The sequence below is a fragment of the Kitasatospora sp. NPDC058063 genome (assembly GCF_042885395.1).
Lineage (GTDB): Bacteria > Actinomycetota > Actinomycetes > Streptomycetales > Streptomycetaceae > Kitasatospora > Kitasatospora lactacystinica.
The window spans coordinates 78,767-96,003 of record NZ_JBHVSD010000025.1 but is presented as its reverse complement, the minus strand read 5'-3'; the positions used below and the strand labels follow the sequence as shown (position 1 = coordinate 96,003).

At 67.9% G+C, this 17,237-nt stretch carries 15 protein-coding genes; 14 read left to right on the top strand and 1 reads right to left on the bottom strand.

What is annotated here, in order from left to right:
- Positions 1-113 precede the first annotated feature (113 nt).
- From ACFVUY_RS33860 to ACFVUY_RS33840, 5 genes are all read left to right on the top strand, one after another.
- The gene (locus tag ACFVUY_RS33860) at positions 114-3,008 is read left to right on the top strand and encodes a vitamin B12-dependent ribonucleotide reductase (protein ID WP_387736140.1); all 2,895 of its coding nucleotides are present in this window, start codon (positions 114-116) and stop codon (positions 3,006-3,008) included.
- Positions 3,009-3,332: 324 nt separating this feature from the next.
- Positions 3,333-3,479, top strand: coding sequence for a hypothetical protein (locus ACFVUY_RS33855; protein WP_387736138.1), 147 nt, complete (start codon positions 3,333-3,335; stop codon positions 3,477-3,479).
- Positions 3,480-3,629: 150 nt separating this feature from the next.
- Entirely contained in the window at positions 3,630-4,712 is a 1,083-nt protein-coding gene (locus ACFVUY_RS33850; RefSeq protein WP_387736188.1) for a tyrosine-type recombinase/integrase, read from the top strand.
- Positions 4,709-5,041 (top strand): helix-turn-helix domain-containing protein, encoded by a 333-nt coding sequence (locus ACFVUY_RS33845; protein WP_387736136.1) that lies wholly within the window; start codon positions 4,709-4,711, stop codon positions 5,039-5,041. Before ACFVUY_RS33850 ends, ACFVUY_RS33845 begins: the two co-directional genes overlap by 4 nt.
- A gap of 1,175 nt (positions 5,042-6,216) precedes the next feature.
- A complete protein-coding gene (locus ACFVUY_RS33840; protein ID WP_387736134.1) occupies positions 6,217-7,290 on the top strand; it encodes a hypothetical protein in 1,074 nt (357 codons plus the stop codon).
- Between the two features lie 275 nt (positions 7,291-7,565).
- Here the strand turns inward: ACFVUY_RS33840 and ACFVUY_RS33835 are convergent, their stop codons facing one another.
- A complete protein-coding gene (locus ACFVUY_RS33835) occupies positions 7,566-7,754 on the bottom strand; it encodes a hypothetical protein (RefSeq protein WP_387736132.1) in 189 nt (62 codons plus the stop codon).
- 603 nt (positions 7,755-8,357) lie between these two features.
- Between ACFVUY_RS33835 and ACFVUY_RS33830 the strand changes: the two genes are divergently transcribed.
- The 9 genes from ACFVUY_RS33830 to ACFVUY_RS33790 all read left to right on the top strand — a co-directional run bounded on the left by ACFVUY_RS33830 (position 8,358) and on the right by ACFVUY_RS33790 (position 17,235).
- Positions 8,358-8,825 (top strand): hypothetical protein, encoded by a 468-nt coding sequence (locus tag ACFVUY_RS33830; RefSeq protein ID WP_387736130.1) that lies wholly within the window; start codon positions 8,358-8,360, stop codon positions 8,823-8,825.
- A gap of 307 nt (positions 8,826-9,132) precedes the next feature.
- Positions 9,133-10,632, top strand: a complete 1,500-nt coding sequence (locus tag ACFVUY_RS33825) for an RNA-directed DNA polymerase (RefSeq protein WP_387736128.1) — start codon at positions 9,133-9,135, stop codon at positions 10,630-10,632.
- The gene (locus tag ACFVUY_RS33820) at positions 10,619-11,110 is read left to right on the top strand and encodes an SLATT domain-containing protein (RefSeq protein WP_387736126.1); all 492 of its coding nucleotides are present in this window, start codon (positions 10,619-10,621) and stop codon (positions 11,108-11,110) included. Before ACFVUY_RS33825 ends, ACFVUY_RS33820 begins: the two co-directional genes overlap by 14 nt.
- A 482-nt stretch (positions 11,111-11,592) precedes the next feature.
- Positions 11,593-12,357 carry an SDR family oxidoreductase gene (locus tag ACFVUY_RS33815; RefSeq protein WP_387736124.1) on the top strand — a complete coding sequence of 255 codons (765 nt, stop codon included), beginning with the start codon at positions 11,593-11,595 and terminating at the stop codon, positions 12,355-12,357.
- A gap of 284 nt (positions 12,358-12,641) precedes the next feature.
- On the top strand, positions 12,642-14,423 hold the full coding sequence (locus ACFVUY_RS33810; RefSeq protein WP_387736122.1) for an ATP-binding protein: 1,782 nt from the start codon (positions 12,642-12,644) through the stop codon (positions 14,421-14,423).
- Positions 14,423-14,860: a roadblock/LC7 domain-containing protein gene (locus ACFVUY_RS33805; protein ID WP_387736120.1), complete on the top strand. Its 438-nt coding sequence runs from the start codon at positions 14,423-14,425 to the stop codon at positions 14,858-14,860. The genes ACFVUY_RS33810 and ACFVUY_RS33805 overlap by 1 nt, the downstream gene beginning before the upstream one ends.
- On the top strand, positions 14,857-15,225 hold the full coding sequence (locus ACFVUY_RS33800) for a DUF742 domain-containing protein (protein WP_387736118.1): 369 nt from the start codon (positions 14,857-14,859) through the stop codon (positions 15,223-15,225). The genes ACFVUY_RS33805 and ACFVUY_RS33800 overlap by 4 nt, the downstream gene beginning before the upstream one ends.
- A complete protein-coding gene (locus ACFVUY_RS33795; protein ID WP_387736117.1) occupies positions 15,206-15,994 on the top strand; it encodes an ATP/GTP-binding protein in 789 nt (262 codons plus the stop codon). Before ACFVUY_RS33800 ends, ACFVUY_RS33795 begins: the two co-directional genes overlap by 20 nt.
- Positions 15,991-17,235, top strand: coding sequence for a cytochrome P450 (locus tag ACFVUY_RS33790; protein ID WP_387736115.1), 1,245 nt, complete (start codon positions 15,991-15,993; stop codon positions 17,233-17,235). The genes ACFVUY_RS33795 and ACFVUY_RS33790 overlap by 4 nt, the downstream gene beginning before the upstream one ends.
- Positions 17,236-17,237 lie beyond the last annotated feature (2 nt).

Genomic DNA, 17,237 nt, shown 5'->3' with positions numbered 1-17,237 from the left:
AACCGTGCGTAAGCAGGCAAGGTCTCCGCCTGCCCGCACACCGGAAGAACGAACCAGCAGTGCCCGGACTTTTCAGGGCACTTCGGGCGTTTGCCCAGGAGGAGGAGCGAGAAGTGACAGACACCACGAGCGGTTCCGCGCGCGGGTCGAAGTCCGAGAAGGCCGCGGTCAAGGGCGCCAAGGCGCCGAAGGGCGGCCTCCCGATGGAGCGCATCTACACCACTCCTGGCGTGCACCCGTACGACGAGGTCCGCTGGGAGCGGCGTGACGTCGTCATGACCAACTGGCGCGACGGCTCGATCAACTTCGAGCAGCGCGGCGTCGAGTTCCCCGACTTCTGGTCGGTCAACGCCGTCAACATCGTCACGTCCAAGTACTTCCGCGGCGCCGTCGGCACCCCGCAGCGCGAGTGGAGCCTGAAGCAGATCATCGACCGCGTGGTGCTCACCTACCGCGCCGCCGGTGAGAAGCACGGCTACTTCGCCACCAAGGACGACGCCGAGATCTTCGAGCACGAGCTGACGCACGCCCTCCTCCACCAGGTGTTCAGCTTCAACTCGCCGGTCTGGTTCAACGTCGGCACCAAGCAGCCCCAGCAGGTCAGCGCCTGCTTCATCCTGTCCGTCGACGACTCCATGGAGTCGATCCTCGACTGGTACAAGGAAGAGGGCATGATCTTCAAGGGCGGCTCCGGCGCCGGCCTCAACCTCTCCCGGATCCGCTCCTCCAAGGAACTGCTCTCCTCCGGCGGCAACGCCTCCGGCCCGGTCTCCTTCATGCGCGGCGCCGACGCCTCGGCCGGCACCATCAAGTCCGGCGGCGCCACCCGCCGCGCGGCCAAGATGGTCGTGCTCGACGTGGACCACCCGGACGTCGAGGCCTTCATCGAGACCAAGGTGAAGGAGGAGGAGAAGATCCGCGCCCTGCGCGACGCGGGCTTCGACATGGACCTCGGCGGGGACGACATCACCTCCCTCCAGTACCAGAACGCCAACAACTCGGTCCGCGTCAACGACGAATTCATGACCGCCGTCGAGAACGGCACCGAATTCGGCCTGCGCGCCCGGATGACCGGCGAGGTCATCGAGACCGTCGACGCCAAGAAGCTGTTCCGCAAGATGGCCGAGGCCGCCTGGGCCTGCGCCGACCCCGGAATCCAGTACGACACCACCATCAACCACTGGCACACCTGCCCGGAGTCCGGCCGCATCAACGCGTCCAACCCCTGCTCCGAGTACATGCACCTGGACAACTCCAGCTGCAACCTCGCCTCGCTGAACCTGATGAAGTTCCTGCGCGACGACGACTCGTTCGACGCGGCGACCTTCGCCAAGGTCGTCGAGCTGGTCATCACCGCGATGGACATCTCCATCTGCTTCGCGGACTTCCCCACCGAGAAGATCGGCGAGACCACCCGCGCCTACCGCCAGCTCGGCATCGGCTACGCCAACCTCGGCGCCCTGCTGATGGCCACCGGCCACGCCTACGACAGCGAGGGCGGCCGCGCCCTGGCCGGCGCCATCACCTCGCTGATGACCGGCACCGCCTACCGCCGCGGCGCCGAACTCGCCGGCGTGGTCGGCCCGTACGACGGCTACGCCCGCAACGCGGCCCCGCACCAGCAGGTCATGAAGCAGCACGCCGACGCCTCGCTGGACGCCGTCTCCCACGACGACCTGGACGCCCCGGTCTGGCTGGCCGCCAACAAGGCCTGGCAGGACGTGCTGCGCGTCGGAGCGCAGAACGGCTTCCGCAATGCCCAGGCCTCGGTGCTCGCCCCGACCGGCACCATCGGCCTGATGATGGACTGCGACACCACCGGCGTCGAGCCCGACCTGGCCCTGGTCAAGTTCAAGAAGCTGGTCGGCGGCGGCTCGATGCAGATCGTCAACGGCACCGTCCCGCGCGCCCTCAAGCGCCTCGGCTACCAGGACGAGCAGATCGAGGCGGTCGTCGCCCACATCGCCGAGCACGGCAACGTGGTGGACGCGCCCGGCCTGAAGGCCGAGCACTACGAGGTGTTCGACTGCGCGATGGGCGAGCGCTCCATCTCGCCGATGGGCCACGTGCGGATGATGGCCGCGATCCAGCCCTGGATCTCCGGCGCCATCTCCAAGACCGTGAACATGCCGGCCGCCGCGACCGTCGAGGACGTCGAGGAGATCTACTTCGAGGCGTGGAAGATGGGCGTCAAGGCGCTCGCCATCTACCGCGAAAACTCGAAGGTTGGCCAGCCGCTGTCGGCCAAGAAGAAGGACTCCGAGGAGAAGGCCGCGCAGGCCGAGGCTCCTGTCGCGGTCGAGAAGGTGGTCGAGTACCGCCCGGTCCGCAAGCGCCTGCCCAAGGGCCGCCCGGGCATCACCACCTCCTTCACGGTCGGTGGCGCCGAGGGCTACATGACCGCCAACTCCTACCCGGACGACGGTCTGGGCGAGGTGTTCCTGAAGATGTCCAAGCAGGGCTCGACCCTCGCGGGCATGATGGACGCCTTCTCCATCGCCGTCTCGGTCGGCCTCCAGTACGGCGTGCCGCTGGAGACGTACGTCTCGAAGTTCACCAACATGCGCTTCGAGCCGGCCGGCCTGACCGACGACCCGGACGTGCGGATGGCGCAGTCGATCGTCGACTACATCTTCCGCCGCCTGGCGCTCGACTTCCTGCCGTTCGAGACCCGCTCGGCGCTCGGCATCCACTCCGTCGAGGAGCGCCAGCGCCACCTGGAGACGGGCTCGTACGAGCCGTTGGAGGCCGAGGAGCTCGACACCGAGTCGCTCGCCCAGTCCGCTCCGGTTGCCCCGGTCGCCGCCAAGCCGGCCGTGGTCCCGGCCCCGGCCGTCGAGGCGCCCAGGACGGCCCCGAAGCAGGCCCACAACTCCACGGAGTTGATGGAGATCCAGCTCGGCCTCAACGCCGACGCCCCGCTCTGCTTCTCCTGCGGCACCAAGATGCGCCGCGCCGGCAGCTGCTACCTCTGCGAGGGCTGCGGCTCCACCAGCGGCTGCAGCTGAAACTGGGCGGAATTGCATCGAGTGCAACACTCGGCAGTTCTGATCTGACAAGCGAGTACTGAGGGAGGGGCGCAGGCTCCTGACCTGCGCCCCTCCCTCAGCGCATCCTGCGGACGTCGTCCGTTCTCGCCAGCGACCTGGCGCCGTACAGCACAGTTCCGAAGATCTTCCAGTGGTGAGAGCTGCTGGAAAGACGAACGCCCGGCCCACGTCTAGGGCCGGGCGCTCGGTGCAGTCAGGACGTGGTGTCCTGCTCGCGTCAGAACCTGCATCACACCACGTTCCGAGCTGCGACGCAAAACAGCTCGGAGGGAGGTGAATCGTATGGCAAAGAACCCGAAGCAGACTGGGAAGAAGGCGGCCTCGGCCGCTGGCAGGGTCCTGTCGGACCCCAAGGCGACGAAGGCCGAGAAGGCCGCTGCGGGCAGCGCCCTCTCGCAGGCGCCGTCCGGTAAGAGCAAGAAGAAGTAGTACCTCGCCGCCCTGGGCTTCGGCCCAGGGCGGCGGCTTGCCCATGCTTGGCGACGCACGCAGTGTGTCGTGGGTCCGTAACCGATTCAACGATGTTGCGTTGGATACAACGTGACCAAAGCGGCTGAACTCGCCGGATCGGCGCGATTGATGCTCGTGGACGGCGTCAGGTTCCTTGACCCCGCTCCCGCAGTCTTCGAAGCGATGCTTGGGGGATGGACCACGCAGCAGCGGGCGCGGTTTCTCAAGGCAGACACGATCAGAGCGAGGATCGATCTGGTACGCAGGTTCGCCGACTTCACCAACCAGTACCCCTGGCAGTGGCAGGCCGCAGAGGCCGAGGAGTTCATTACGCACCTTAGATCGGGGCGTCGGCCGGTGATGGTCTCGACGGCACGGGGTTACCAGAACGCACTGCGGCTGTTCATGGACTACGTGACGGATACGCGCTATTCGTGGCCAGCGGTCTGCCACGAACGGTTCGGAGAGGCGCCGGCCCAGATCCTGCACGAGTGGAACACCGTGGCCCACACATCGGAGTACGAAGGGCGACCAGGCCGCAGGCCGCTGACGTATGACGAGGTGCAGTCGCTGCTCGACGCGGCTGACGGAATGGTCGAGGAGATCAGAGCGCGTCGCCGGAAGGGCGCTTCAGCTGCCTTCCGTGACGCAGTTCTGCTGAAGACGGTCTATGCCTTCGGGCTCCGACGCAGGGAGGCGTGGGGGCTGGATGTTGTGGATCTTCGGAGGAACCCGCGGGCTGCCGACTACGGGAACTGTGGGGCCCTGTTCGTTCGATTCGGCAAGTCATCACGTGGCGGGCAGCCGAAACGCAGAACGGTGCTGACCGTGCCAGAGATGGACTGGATCGTCCCGGTGATTCAGCAGTGGGTATCGGAGGTCCGACCACTCTTTGGGGCTGGTAGCCATCCTGCATTGTGGGTGACCGAACGCCTGGGCCGCCTGTCCTGGCGTGGTATCAACGAAGCCTTCGAGCAAGCTCGTAACGCTGCCGGGCTGCCGGAAGAGCTGGATCTGCACTGTCTTCGGCACTCCTATGTGACGCACCTGGTCGAGTTCGGCTACCCAGAGAAGTTCGTCCAGGACCAGGTAGGTCACTCCTACGCCTCGACGACTGCCCTCTACACAGGAGTGTCGGACGAGTACCGCAATCGGCTGGTGCAACAGTCACTGCGTCAGCGACACGCAGACCTATGGGAGCCGCAGCAGTGATCAAGAAAATGGGGTATCACTGGCACCTGCGCCAAGTGATGGCTACGCGTGGGATGTTCCAGACCAGTGAGTTGGTGCCGCTGCTTGCCGACCGCGGGGTTCACCTGTCCCGAGAGCAGGTCTATCGCCTAGTCACGCAACCCCCGCAGCGAATGTCGATGGACACCCTTGCCGCGTTGTGCGACATCCTGGACTGTGGGGTCCAGGAGTTGATCGAAGTGTCCGTAGTTGAGCAGGCTGTTCGCAAGACCGCCACTGGATCAGCAGTCAATGCGGGAACGCCCCCACAGATCCGACGAGCCACAATCCGCCGGCCGGACCTCACGTGAAGCGTCCCCAGCGGCTCGCAGGGATCGTCGATCTTCTAGCGCCGCAGTTGCCTTCGATGTCTAGGGCCGACCTTCAGGACATCGTCGACCGAGCCGCGCCACAGAAGGCGCTCTATTGATTGTGTGAGCACATGGAGAGCCATCCGGATGCCTTGACGAGTGGTAGTCCAGCTCTGCCCGCAGCCATGTTCCGGCTCCTCGAAGGGCTGGAGGCTGCTGGATGTACGCAGGTGACGGTGCCATCGTGTGGAGGCTGCGGGAAGCGCCGCTCCCTGCCACGCACCGATTCACGCGGTGCCCGCATCTGCCAGACGTGTGCAGCTTGGAGATCAGCTCGCCCCTGCTGTAGATGTCGTAAGACAGCACCAGTTGCTACTCAAGAAGCCGAGGGTGCGGTCTGCCGGGACTGTTATCGCGCTGACCCCGTTCGACACGAAGTCTGTGTTGTATGCGGCCAGCTCAGATTTGTTGCAACACGCGGACCGAACGGGGAGCCACAGTGCTCCAATTGCTACATCCGTCCGGCGAGGCGTTGTATCCGTTGCGGTGAGGTACGGCCGACCAAAGCGATGGCTGACGCTGGCCCTGTATGCGCGAGCTGTTACACGCACCCTAGGCGGGAGTGTGGTGCCTGCGGTCAAGTTCGCCGTATCAAGAGCCGTGCCCGAGATTCACAGCCGGATCTCTGCGCCAACTGCGACCCAGGGCCAGTGGCGACCTTGCGGCGCTGTGGGCGCGAGCGGCCCTGCCTCCACGTCAAAGCGGGCGAACCAGTCTGCCGCACGTGTCGTGATCGCCCGGGTGTCATCTGTGTGCGATGTGAACGCTCGCGGAGAGTTACGGCACGCTGGCCCATGGGGCCGGTATGCGGGAGTTGCTACAAGTACGTCTGCGCTAACCCCGCCGAATGTGCGGCGTGTCAGAAGTGCCGCCCGCTGATTGGGAACGATGAGCGAGGACGGCGAATCTGCGGACCATGTGCCGGGGTTGACCTGATCTACGCTTGCTCCAGCTGTGGTGAAGCAGGTGACATCTACAGGTACGGTGAATGCTCTCGGTGTGTCCTGCAAGTCACGCTGAACGACCAGTTCGGTCCGTCGGAGGAGGGTTCGCCGCTGGCGCCTCTGATCGTCGCGCTGACTGCGGCCTCAACGCCCCGATCTGTGCTGCTGTGGATGCGCAAGGAGACCAGCGGGGCGGCGCTACTTCGAGACCTGATCGCGGCGGGCTACCCCATCACCCACGAACTTCTCGACACGTTCCCAGGCCGACAAGCAGCAGTCCATCTTCGACACTTGTTGGTTCACGTCGGAGTCCTGCCGAAGCGGGACGAGTACGTGGCAGGTTTGGAAGTCTGGCTGAGGCACTTTCTAATGAAGGTTACAGCCCGACATCGAACCGTCCTGCAACCGTATGCTCAGTGGGTAGTCCTCCGACGGGTGCGGTACCAAGCCCGTACGCGAGGGAATAGCAGATCCAGCATCAACTATGCCCGTGCACAGGTATCGGTAACGTTCGACTTCCTGGAGTGGATCGCGGCCGAGCAACTCACGCTGGTGAGTGCTGCTCAGGCCGATGTGGACCGCTGGCTGGCTTCAGGGGCCACCACACGGCGGCGGCTGCGTGATTTCCTTCGGTGGGCTCGTCGTTGCCACCTCGTCGGGGACCTGCAGGTGCCTTGGCAGCCAGACGGCGAACCCGCCAACTTCCTTGATGAGGACGAGCACCTGTCCCTGCTGCACCGATGCATCAACGATCCCGCCCTACCACTGGATGTACGGGTGGCTGGTGCGCTGATCCTGCTCTACGGGATGCCTGCTACCAGGGTCGTGCGGCTTACCCGCGAGGACATTTTGCCGCGCAAGGATGCGGTCTACATCCGGCTGGGTGATGACCCTGTTGTGATGCCTCCCGCCCTTGCCCAACTGCTGGAGCAGCAAACGCGGGTCGCCGTACCGTCTGTTGCCGAACGCGGGATGGGATGCCGAGAAAGTTGGCTGTTCCCGGGAAAACTGATGGGTCAGCCTCTGAGTGGGGCCAAGCTCTCCCAAAAACTGCTGAGGCACGGCATCGATGTCCGCTCTGCCCGCAACTCTGCACTGATGGCGCTGGCCGCAGACCTACCTGCGCCGATCCTGAGCAAGGTTCTCGGAATCCACATCAACACCGCTGTGGACTGGGTCTCCTACGTCAAACGGGATTGGTCCTCCTACCTCGAAGCTCGGAGGGCCCCTGAGCTGCACCCGTGACAGTGAACTGAGTCCTCGCTGCCTATCGAGCTCCTTGACCGAGAGGACTGGCGTGAGACAGCCTGCCTTGGTCTCGCTGCGAAGGACGGCTGATTGCAATGGCTCGTTGGCTCAGGACGCCCCTAACCGGGCCTGCAGGTGTTCGCAGGAAGCGTGGGGGTTGCCCCTGACCCTGTGGTGATCAATGAGATTCGGCCGACGGCCCCTCCTGAGGCTGCCGGCCGAGTGACAGGAGGTGGGTCGCTGCCGGCGACCCACCTCGCGACGGGATGGCGCTACCTGCTACTGGGCACGAGCGCCCGGACCAGAGCCAGCAGTTGCTTGCTGCTGTCTAGCGCAAACGTCCTGGTGGAGGTCGATGGGATCAGCATCGCGAGGAAAAGCATGACGCCGACCACCAGCACCGCAATGGTCACCGGAATCGCGAGTGCGAGCCGCGCCCACACGCTGATGGGGACTGTCACCGGCGCCCCCTGGTGGGGGAGGCGCTTACGGATTGCTCTTTACCAGCAACCCAGTTGTGAGTTATCGTCAGGGCCAAGCGTACCTTCCCTAGTCATCGCGGGCGAAGGGCGAGACGGCTCCCGCTGGCACGGGGGCCGTCGGCATATTGGCCGACGGCCGGTCTGCCTCGGTGAGAACGAGGCTAGAGCACCCATGGTTGCCGTTCGCGCAAGGGGCCTTACGTGCAGCAGCCCCAATTTGACAACCCAATCACGAAGTTGGTGTGGTCTCGGTTTGGATAGCAGGGCATCGTCTGGTCGACAGAACGTCGCCTTGAGCTGCGGTGTCATACCCGGTGAGCGCGGGCCTGAGGCCCCGCGCGGCCAGTCTCCGCAGAGTGCCGGATGACTGGAACACCTCTGTCCTGCCACCAGAGTTGTCAGTTAGCGTTGACGGTTATGGGGGATCGAGACCGCTGGAGTGGCCCGTCGTACTTCGACGGCTGTACCGAGTCCTACGGTGACGGACTGGAGTTGGGGCCAGCTACGCGGGTGCTGCGCGAGGCGGTTCAGCGGCTGCGGGAGCTTGTCCCCCGGGATCGGGGGCGTCCGGTCGATGAAGTCTTGGACGCACTGGCGCGGCTGTCTGCGATTGAGCAGGCATTGACCGCCGAGCGTACTCTCCTTCTGGCGGAGGCCAGCTACCTCGGTGCGACCTGGCAGCAGATGGCGAAGATCTGCGGGGTTACCAAGCAGTCTCTGCACAAGCGCTATGCGGACGCCGCGCGACGCGTCATGACGATCTGCTCCGATCCGCACCCGGAGAAGCCCCTTCGGTTGATCATGGAGCTTCATCAAGGCACGTTCCATCGTTTGCTGAGACTTGGCGTGCTGATCACTGAGCCAGCCCGTCACGGCGAACACTGGCGGCCTGGCTTCCGGCGCCATGTTCATGCTACTGCCCTCGCAGGTCAGCAGGCGGTCCGAGAAGCTGAGGTGGCACATTCATTGCCCGCCACCATCCCTGCCCAGAGGGCCCTGATGGCGGCGAAGCACTCCTCCGGACGTCCGCGCGCTGACCCGGGTGGCTAAGGAACGGCGGGACCTGGGAATCCGCGCTGACACGGCGGTGCATGCTGCCTGTTCTGTAGATGGCAGTGCCGACCTGCCGGTCGTCTCTTTGGCCCGTGCCTGAGAAATGCTTGGCTGGCCGGCTGGTCTTTGGTTTGTGTGTTGGTGACCGCCGTGACTGGGACTGCTGTCGGTGCGGCTGTATTGGCGCGCCCAATTGTCGCGGGCTGGAGGGAGGCTGGTCGCAAGTGAAGCAGACCGTCGCCCAGTTCACGCCTCGCCCGGATAGCATCTCGTGCCTGGGACCTTCATCTGACAAAGGGGAACGGTGGACCTTCGCGACAGGCTCACCAAAGCTAAAGACCTGCTGATAGCGGGAGAAGACGAATCAGAGGTGCCCGACGTCATCGGGTACCAGGACGTTCAGCACCAGTGGGAGCGGGGCTATCGCGAGACGCTGGAACGGGCCGTTGAGAGCGGCGCCTGCGGCCCGGACAGCACCAGCATCATCGACTTCCCTAAGACCGATCTGACCGTTCGCCCGCTAGCCCGATTCTCCACCCGAGACCGACTTATCTACGATGCTCTTGTCTTCACCATCGCCGATCAGATTGACCGTCAGCTTCACCCTAGCGTCTCCAGCTACCGATGGAACCACTTCAAGGGCGAGCCCGTCCGATGGTGGTCCAGCTGGACGTCCTATCGGCAAAAGTCTCTGAGGGCGATCCGGTCTGACGCTTCACTCAGGGTCGCCTACCTAGACATCGCGGCCTTCTACGAGCACATCGATGTGGCCATCCTCGGAGACGATTTGGAGGCCCTCGGTGGCGACCGCCGGCCTGCCGGCCACATCATCGATTTCCTCACCCGATTCCAGACCATCAACCACGCTTGGGGCCTGCCCCAAGGACCGGATGCTTCCGGCATACTTGCCAATCTCTACCTTGCCCCCGTCGATTCCTATCTGAACCAGAACGGCGCCCGCTTCCTGCGCTACTCCGATGACATCAAGGTCTTCCACCCCGACTGGAGCGAGCTGCGTGATCTCTTCCTTGGCGTGAACAGTCAACTGCGCTCTAGGAGGCTCGCTGTCTCCTCCAGTAAGACCGTCATCCTCGACCCTCAGGACGCCCGGGAGCGTGAAACCGACATCCGGCATGACTCGCTGGCTCGTGCCATCAGGTATGGGCGCCCGCGGGCCCGGGAAGATCTCGTGGCCTACTTCGAGAAGATTGCCAAGGAGGGAGATTTCAACGGCAACCAGGTTCGCTTCGTCCTAGGCCGGCTCCGCAATATCAAAGATGATCGCGCCGTGGGCTGGTGCCTGGAGAATCTCACCCGTCTCCCGCACGCCATCACGAACGTGTTCAAGTATCTTGACGCGGCCAAGAGCAGAACCCCCGAGGTTGAAAGCTCCCTGATCCGGTTCCTGCACTCCAGCCACAGCGCTTCTTACCCCCTGATCGAACAGCGTGTCCTGCGTTACTTCATTGCCATGGGCGGCAAGGATGAACGAGTTAAAGAAGCCGCATGGACCGTTCTCGGGGACCGCAACCGGGTCGACTACGCCCGCGAGTTCGCCGCTCGCTACATCGGACAGCACGCATCCGTTGCTGAGGCCCAGATGCTCCGCCACCGTTTCGAGGGAGAGACCAGCGCTGCCGCCCGGCGTGCCGTACTTGTTGCACTGTATGAGGCTGGCTACCTCACTACCCGCTACCGCAACGAAATCAAAGCCTCCGTCCCCGGCATGGAATGGATCTGCAACTTCCTTGCCTTTGAGCCTCGCATACGCCCACCCCGGATTGGACCCTATGTCTACTTCTGACACACAGTTCGAAAGTATCAAGTCGGAGCTAGAGCGCATCCAGAGCAACTGCCTCTATACCGCCCAGGGCTACTTTGAAGCGGCCAAGAGCGCCGAGAAGTGGGGGCGGCTGATGGTGTTCATCCCCGCCTGCGTGACCGCGATATCCGGCTTCCTGGTCGCGGTCAAGGTTGGTCCTGAAGCGTTCTTCAGTGGGCTCGGTGCCGTCGCCGGAGCCGTCGCGGCCACCGCGGCCTTCCTTGGCTCGCCGAAGGCGGCCGCTGACCATCTCGCGTCTGCTCGCGCCTACACCGCGCTCAAGCATCGGGCGGACGCTGAGATCAGCCTCATGACCGAAGCCTCCAACTTGGCGGCTCTCGAAGCGAGAACCCGGGAACTGAGCACCGACTACATACGCATCACGTCCACCGACACCCCAATGGCCAACAAGTTCTACGAGAAGGCCCGCCAGCGGATACAGCAGGGATCGGCCGGGTAGCAGTGGTCGGGTCCGACCAAGCGGCAGGTAGTGGCGAGATTGATCTCGCCCGTGGAACCCGGCGCGGATTCGGCGCTGTGTCTTGGAGATCGGATGCACCGTAGAACAGCAGGAGGTCCTTCGGGCGGCCTACCTCTCTGCACTCGACCGCGAAGGTAGATCCGGGCTGGAGTCACCGGCCTTGCTACGGAGGACCACCGATGCGGTGACTCGCGGACTGCTGAGTGCCGAGCTGAGGCTGCATGCCTTCCCCGATCGAGCCCTTGATGCTGGGGAATAGCGCACGCCGAGAATAGGTACTCTCCGCCAGTATCACGCTCGACCCCGGTTTCACCCGATGAGGTGAAAACCTGAGGCGGGGCGAGGACTTCACGGTCCTCGCCCCGCCTTTTTCGTGTTCCCGGGAATGCCGATGTCACGTTCGGGGGTGGTGTCCGGTCCGTAGGGGGTGACGGGTTCTGCCGAGAAGGAGTGGTGCGGTGATGGGAACGGTGCTGGTGACCGGGGCGACGGGGACGCTCGGGCGGGAGGTGGTGCGGTTGCTGGTGGCGCGCGGGGTGGCGGTGCGGGGGTTGAGCCGGCGGGTGCGGGACGGGGGTGACGGGGTCGAGTGGGCGGTCGGCGATTTGGTGAGCGGCGCCGGGATCGCGGAGGCGATGGCCGGGGTCGAGGTGGTGGTGGACTGCGCGACCACGCAGAAGAAGGCGGACCTGGCCGGGGTCCGGACGCTGGTGGCGCGGGCCCGGGAGGCCGGGGTGCGGCACCTGGTGTACGTGTCGATCGTCGGGATCGACCGGGTGCCGATCGCGTACTACACCACGAAGCTCGCCTGTGAGCGGGTGGTGCGGGAGTCGGGGCTGGGCTGGACGGTGCTGCGGGCGACGCAGTTCCACGACCTGGTGCTGAGGTTCTTCGACGCCTCCGTGAAGCTGCCGGTCTTCCCGGTGCTGAGCGGGACGGCGTGCCAGCCGGTGGACGTGCGGGAGGTGGCGGCGGCGGTCGCGGACCTGGTGGGGGAGGAGCCGGCCGGGTTCGCGCCGGAGGTGGGCGGCCCGCAGGTGCGTTCGTACCGGGAGCTGGCCGAGGCCTACCTGCGGGCGGCGGGCAGGCGCCGACTGCTGCTGACGCTGCGCGTGCCGGGCGCGGCCGGCCGCGGGTTTCGGGCGGGCGGCAACCTGACGCCGGACCGGGCGGTGGGCCGGGGGACCTTCGAGGAGGCGCTGGAACGGCGGTTCGGCGGCCGATAGGGCCGGCCACCGGGGTGTGAACCGTGGCACGCGGGTGGGCGTCGGCGGTGTCGCAGTGTGGTGTGGACGGTGTGAAAGCAGGAGATTGGCCGTCAACTGGCCACTTGAGGCCTATGTCTGAATCGATATGATCGGCCGAAAGCGTGAACCGATCAGACGCCCGGAGACGTTTCATGACGTCGCCGGGCGGTCCGGTATGCGCCCGACCCAGCTGTCGGTGGCCGCGACCGTCGCCGATCCGCCGCCCGCGCCGCCGCCCGCCGACGTTGCCGAGGACCGCACCGATGAGAGAAGCCACCAGCCCCGACGGCGGATCGCGCCGACGGCCCGCGCCGCGCACCGTCGCCCTGACCGCGGCAGCCGTGCTGCTGGCGCTGGTCGCCGCGCCGGTCGGCGTCGTCCGGGCGTTCGGTGCGCACCAGCCGCTCACCGCCCTCGCGGTGGTTGCCGTCACGGTGCTCTGGCTGATCGCCGTCGGCCTCGCCTCGACCGGTGCGGAGCGCGCCCGCGGGCTGACCGAGGAGCTGGCCGCTCAGCACGAGGAGACCCGGGCCGCGCTGGTCGCCGCGGGCACGGCCCGGCAGGCCGAGACGGCCGCCGCGGACCGCACCGCCGCCGCGCTCGCCGAGCGGGACGCCGCCCGCGCCGAGCAGTCCCGCGCCGAGGCGGACGTCACCGCCGCGCACACCGAGCTGGCCCGGCTGCGGGCCGAACTCGACGCCGAGCGGGCCGGGGCGCAGACGGAGCGGGCCCGGGCCGAGGCCGAGCGCGCCGAGCTGGCCCGGATCACCGAGGGCGTGCTGCCCGAGGTGGTGGCGAAGCTGCGGTCCGGCGCGGCCGTGGACAGTGTGCTGGCCGTCCACCGCAAGCACCCCCAGTACGCGCTGCTGCGAGCCGTCGGCGAGGAGATCGGCCGCGGCGAGCGGCTGCGGGCCGCCGCGCTCGCCGTCTGCGCGACCGCCGCCGGGCGGGTCCAGGCGCTGGCCACGAGCATGCACGCCGAGCTGCGCGAGATGCAGCACCGGCACGACGAGGAGGTCCTCGGCGACCTGCTGAGCCTGGACCACTCGACCGCCCAGGCGGGCCGGATGGCCGACAGCATCGCGGTGCTCACCGGCGCCCGTTCGGGCCGCCGCTGGGCCAAGCCGATCGCGGTGGAGTCGGTGCTGCGCGGCGCGCTCGGCCGGATCGGCGCCTACCAGCGGGTGCGGCTGCACAACGCCAGCACCGCCGCGGTCGCCGGGTACGCGGCCGAGGGCGTGATGCACGCGCTGGCCGAACTGCTGGACAACGCCACCAACTTCTCCGCCCCGCCGGCCGAGGTGCACGTCTACGTCGAGGAGGTGCCGGCCGGGCTGGTGGTCACCGTCGAGGACAGCGGGCTGGGGCTGAGCGACAGCTGGCTGCGCCGGGCCGAGCGGGCCGTCTGCGCCGAGCCGCTGGACCTCACCACGCTCTCCGCCGGTACCCGGCTGGGGCTCGCGGTGGTCGGCGTGCTGGCGCGCAAGCACGGGCTGCAGATCTCCTTCCGGCCGTCGGCGCGCGGCGGCACCGGCGTGGTGATGCTGATCCCGCCGCGGCTCGTCACGCACCCGGTGCCGACCGCCGCCCCGGCGCCCGTCCAGGCGTCCGTCCCGGCGCAGAAGCCGCCCGTGGAGACCACGCGCCCCGCGCTCACCTCGGCGCGCCCCGCACCCGTCTCCCTGCCTCCGGTGCCCGCCTCCCCGCCTCCGGCGCTCTCCGCGCAGCGGACCCCGGCCGGGACGCCGACCGCCACCGGGACGCAGACGTCCAGCGCGCCCGCCCTGCCGGCCGCGCCCGCCCGGATGACCGACAGCGGCCTGCCGCAGCGCCGGCGCGGACAGACGCTGGCGACCAGCACCTCCGCGACGGCCCGGACCGCGAAGGCCGTGAGCACCGACGCGGTCGGCGCGGCCGCCCGGTTCGGCGCGTTCCGCCGGGCCGCCGCCCGTCCCGCGGGGGCCGAGCAGCCCCCCGCCGGGGCGCCGACCACGGATCCCGACACCATGCCCGACGCTTCCCCCGTCACCGAGAAGGACACCTGATGAGCAGTGCCACCGACCGCGACCTCGACTGGCTGTTGGAGAACCTGCTGGCGGCGACCCCCGGCACCCGGCACGCCCTGGTCCTCTCCGCCGACGGCCTCAAGCTCTGCCACACCGCCGGGCTGAGCACCGACCAGGCCGACCAGCTGGCCGCCATCGCCTCGGGCCTGCAGAGCCTGGCGCACGGCGCCTCCATCGAGTTCGGCGACGGCAGCGGCGGCGTGCGGCAGTCGATGACCGAGTTCCACGGCGGCATCCTGTGCATCGTGGCGGCCGGTGAGGGCGCGCACCTCGCGGTGGTCACGGACGACGACGCGGACGTCGGCGTGATCGGCCACAACATGCACGGCCTGATCGAGCAGATCGGGGTCCACCTCAGCGCGCCCGCCCGGGAGGCGGAGGGCGAGGCCGCCGCGCAAGAGAGCGCCGTTATATGACTGCCGGGCCGGTGCTGCCGGGCCGTGACGACGACCCGGACCGTCTCTACACCATCACCCGGGGCCGAAGCCGGGCGCCGGAGAACGCCTTCGACCTCGTTACCCTGATCGTCGCCGAGCGGCAGCCGGCGGCCGGGATGCAGTCGGAGCACGCCCGGATCCTGCGGATGTGCGAGGCTCCGACCGCCGTGGTGGAGGTGGCGGCGGAGCTGGCGCTGCCCGTCTCGGTGGTGAAGATCCTGCTCGGCGACCTGCTGGAGTCCGGGGCGGTCACCGCCCGCCACCCCCGGTTCGCGCCGAACAAGGCCCGGCTGCCCGACCTCGACACGCTGAAGCAGGTGCTGCATGGCCTCCAACGGCTCTGATGCGTGGAACGTCGGCGTCGACGCTGCTGCTGACGCCGGCGTCCGGCCCGCCGGCGCGCGCACCCCGCTGCGGGCGACGGCCGACAACGCGCTGAAGATCGTCGTGGTCGGCGGCTTCGGGGTGGGCAAGACCACCCTGGTCGGCTCGGTCAGCGAGATCCGCCCGCTGAACACCGAAGAGGTGATGACCAGGGCGGGCGAGGGCATCGACCCGGCCGGCGCCTGGGGCAAGCGCTCCACCACGGTCGCCTTCGACTTCGGCCGGATCACCCTCTCCGAGCACCAGGTGCTGTACCTGTTCGGCGCGCCCGGCCAGGAGCGCTTCTGGTTCCTCTGGGACCGGCTGTTCAGCGGCGCCCTCGGCGCGGTCGTCCTGGTGGACACCCGGCGGCTGGAGGACTCCTGGTACGCGATCGACCGGCTGGAGCACCACGGCACGCCGTTCATCGTGGCCCGCAACAACTTCGGCGAGCCCGGCCACACCCTGGAGCAGGTCCGCGAGGCGCTGGACCTGCCGGCCGGGGTACCGCTGGTGGACTGCGACGCGCGCGACCGCGAGTCCGGCAAGCAGGTGCTGATCGCCCTGGTCCACCACCTGGCCGCCCTGGCCGGGGCCGACGAGGGGCTTCTGACGGGCGGGGCCGCTCCGGCCGTTGCCGCCGGGGCCGATGCCGCTCCGGCCGTTGCCGCCCGGGCCGTTGCCGCCGGGGCCGAGGAGCCCGCCCAGGCAGGGTCCCGCACCGTGATCTACGAGGAGAGCACCCCGTGACCGAGCCCGCCGCCACCCCGCCCCCGGGCTGCCCGGCGCACCCCGGCGCCACGCCGCTGTACGGGCCGCGCTTCCAGACCGACCCGTCCCAGCTCTACCGCGAGCTGCGCGCCGCGCACGGCCCGGTCGCCCCGGTCGAGCTGGCCGGCGGCGTGCCCGCCTGGCTGGTCATCGGCTACCGCGAGCTCCAGCAGGTGACCGGCCGGCCGCAGCTGTTCGGCCGCGACTCCAGCCGCTGGCACGCCTGGGAGACGCTGCCCGCCGACTGGCCGCTGAAGCCGATGATGGCGCCCGTGCCGTCGATCCTCTACGCCGAGGGCGAGGAGCACGTCCGGCGTTCGCGCGCGGTCACCGACGCGCTGGCCGGGATCGACCCGTACGAGCTGCGCAAGCATGCCGAGGAGATCGCCGACCGGCTGATCGACGAGTTCGCCGGGCGCGGTGAGGCCGACCTGGTCGCCGAGTACGCGCACCGGATGCCGCTGCTGGTGCTGTGCCGGGTGCTCGGCCTGGACGAGGAGCAGGCGCCGCAGTTGATCACGGCGCTGCTGGCGATGCTGGACGGCGGCCCGGACGCGCCGGCCGGCGCCCAGCGGCTGTTGGAGCTGATGCTCGCGCTGGTCGAGGAGAAGGCCGAGTACCCGGGCGCCGACGTCGCCTCGCGGATGCTGGCGCACCCGGCCGGGCTGACCCACGACGAGGTGATGCGCGACCTGCGGGTGCTGCTGATCGCCGGCCACCAGCCGAGCTCGTACTGGATCTCCAACGCGCTGCGGCTGATGCTCACCGACGAGCGGTTCGCCGCCTCGCTGGCCGGCGGCCGGCGCAGCATCAGCCAGGTGCTGAACAAGGTGCTCTGGGAGGACACCCCGACCCAGATCTTCGCCGGACGCTGGGCGGTCCGCGACACCCAGTTGGGCGGCCAGCGGATCGCCGAGGGGGACATGGTCCTGCTCGGCTTCGCCGGGGCCAACACCGACCCGGCCGTCCGACAGCCGGACGGCCGCCCGGCGGAGGGCAACCGGGCGCACATGAGCTACTCGTACGGCGAGCACGGCTGCCCGTTCCCGGCCCAGGAGGCGGCCGAGGTGATCGCCACCACCGCGATCGAGGTGCTGCTCGACCGGCTGCCGGACCTTCGGCTGGCGGTGGCCGAGCACGCGCTGGTGTGGCGGCCGTCGGCCTGGGTGCGGGGGCTGGTGGCACTGCCGGTCTCGTTCACCCCGGGCCACCCGGCCTGATC

Bases quoted from the DNA above. Each gene is read 5' to 3' on its own strand.
- ACFVUY_RS33855 (WP_387736138.1), top strand. From the start codon at position 3,333: ATGGCAAAGAACCCGAAGCAGACTGGGAAGAAGGCGGCCTCGGCCGCT.
- ACFVUY_RS33850 (WP_387736188.1), top strand. From the start codon at position 3,630: ATGCTCGTGGACGGCGTCAGGTTCCTTGACCCCGCTCCCGCAGTCTTC.
- ACFVUY_RS33840 (WP_387736134.1), top strand. From the start codon at position 6,217: ATGCGCAAGGAGACCAGCGGGGCGGCGCTACTTCGAGACCTGATCGCG.
- ACFVUY_RS33820 (WP_387736126.1), top strand. From the start codon at position 10,619: ATGTCTACTTCTGACACACAGTTCGAAAGTATCAAGTCGGAGCTAGAG.
- ACFVUY_RS33815 (WP_387736124.1), top strand. From the start codon at position 11,593: ATGGGAACGGTGCTGGTGACCGGGGCGACGGGGACGCTCGGGCGGGAG.
- ACFVUY_RS33810 (WP_387736122.1), top strand. From the start codon at position 12,642: ATGAGAGAAGCCACCAGCCCCGACGGCGGATCGCGCCGACGGCCCGCG.
- ACFVUY_RS33805 (WP_387736120.1), top strand. From the start codon at position 14,423: ATGAGCAGTGCCACCGACCGCGACCTCGACTGGCTGTTGGAGAACCTG.
- ACFVUY_RS33800 (WP_387736118.1), top strand. From the start codon at position 14,857: ATGACTGCCGGGCCGGTGCTGCCGGGCCGTGACGACGACCCGGACCGT.
- ACFVUY_RS33795 (WP_387736117.1), top strand. From the start codon at position 15,206: ATGGCCTCCAACGGCTCTGATGCGTGGAACGTCGGCGTCGACGCTGCT.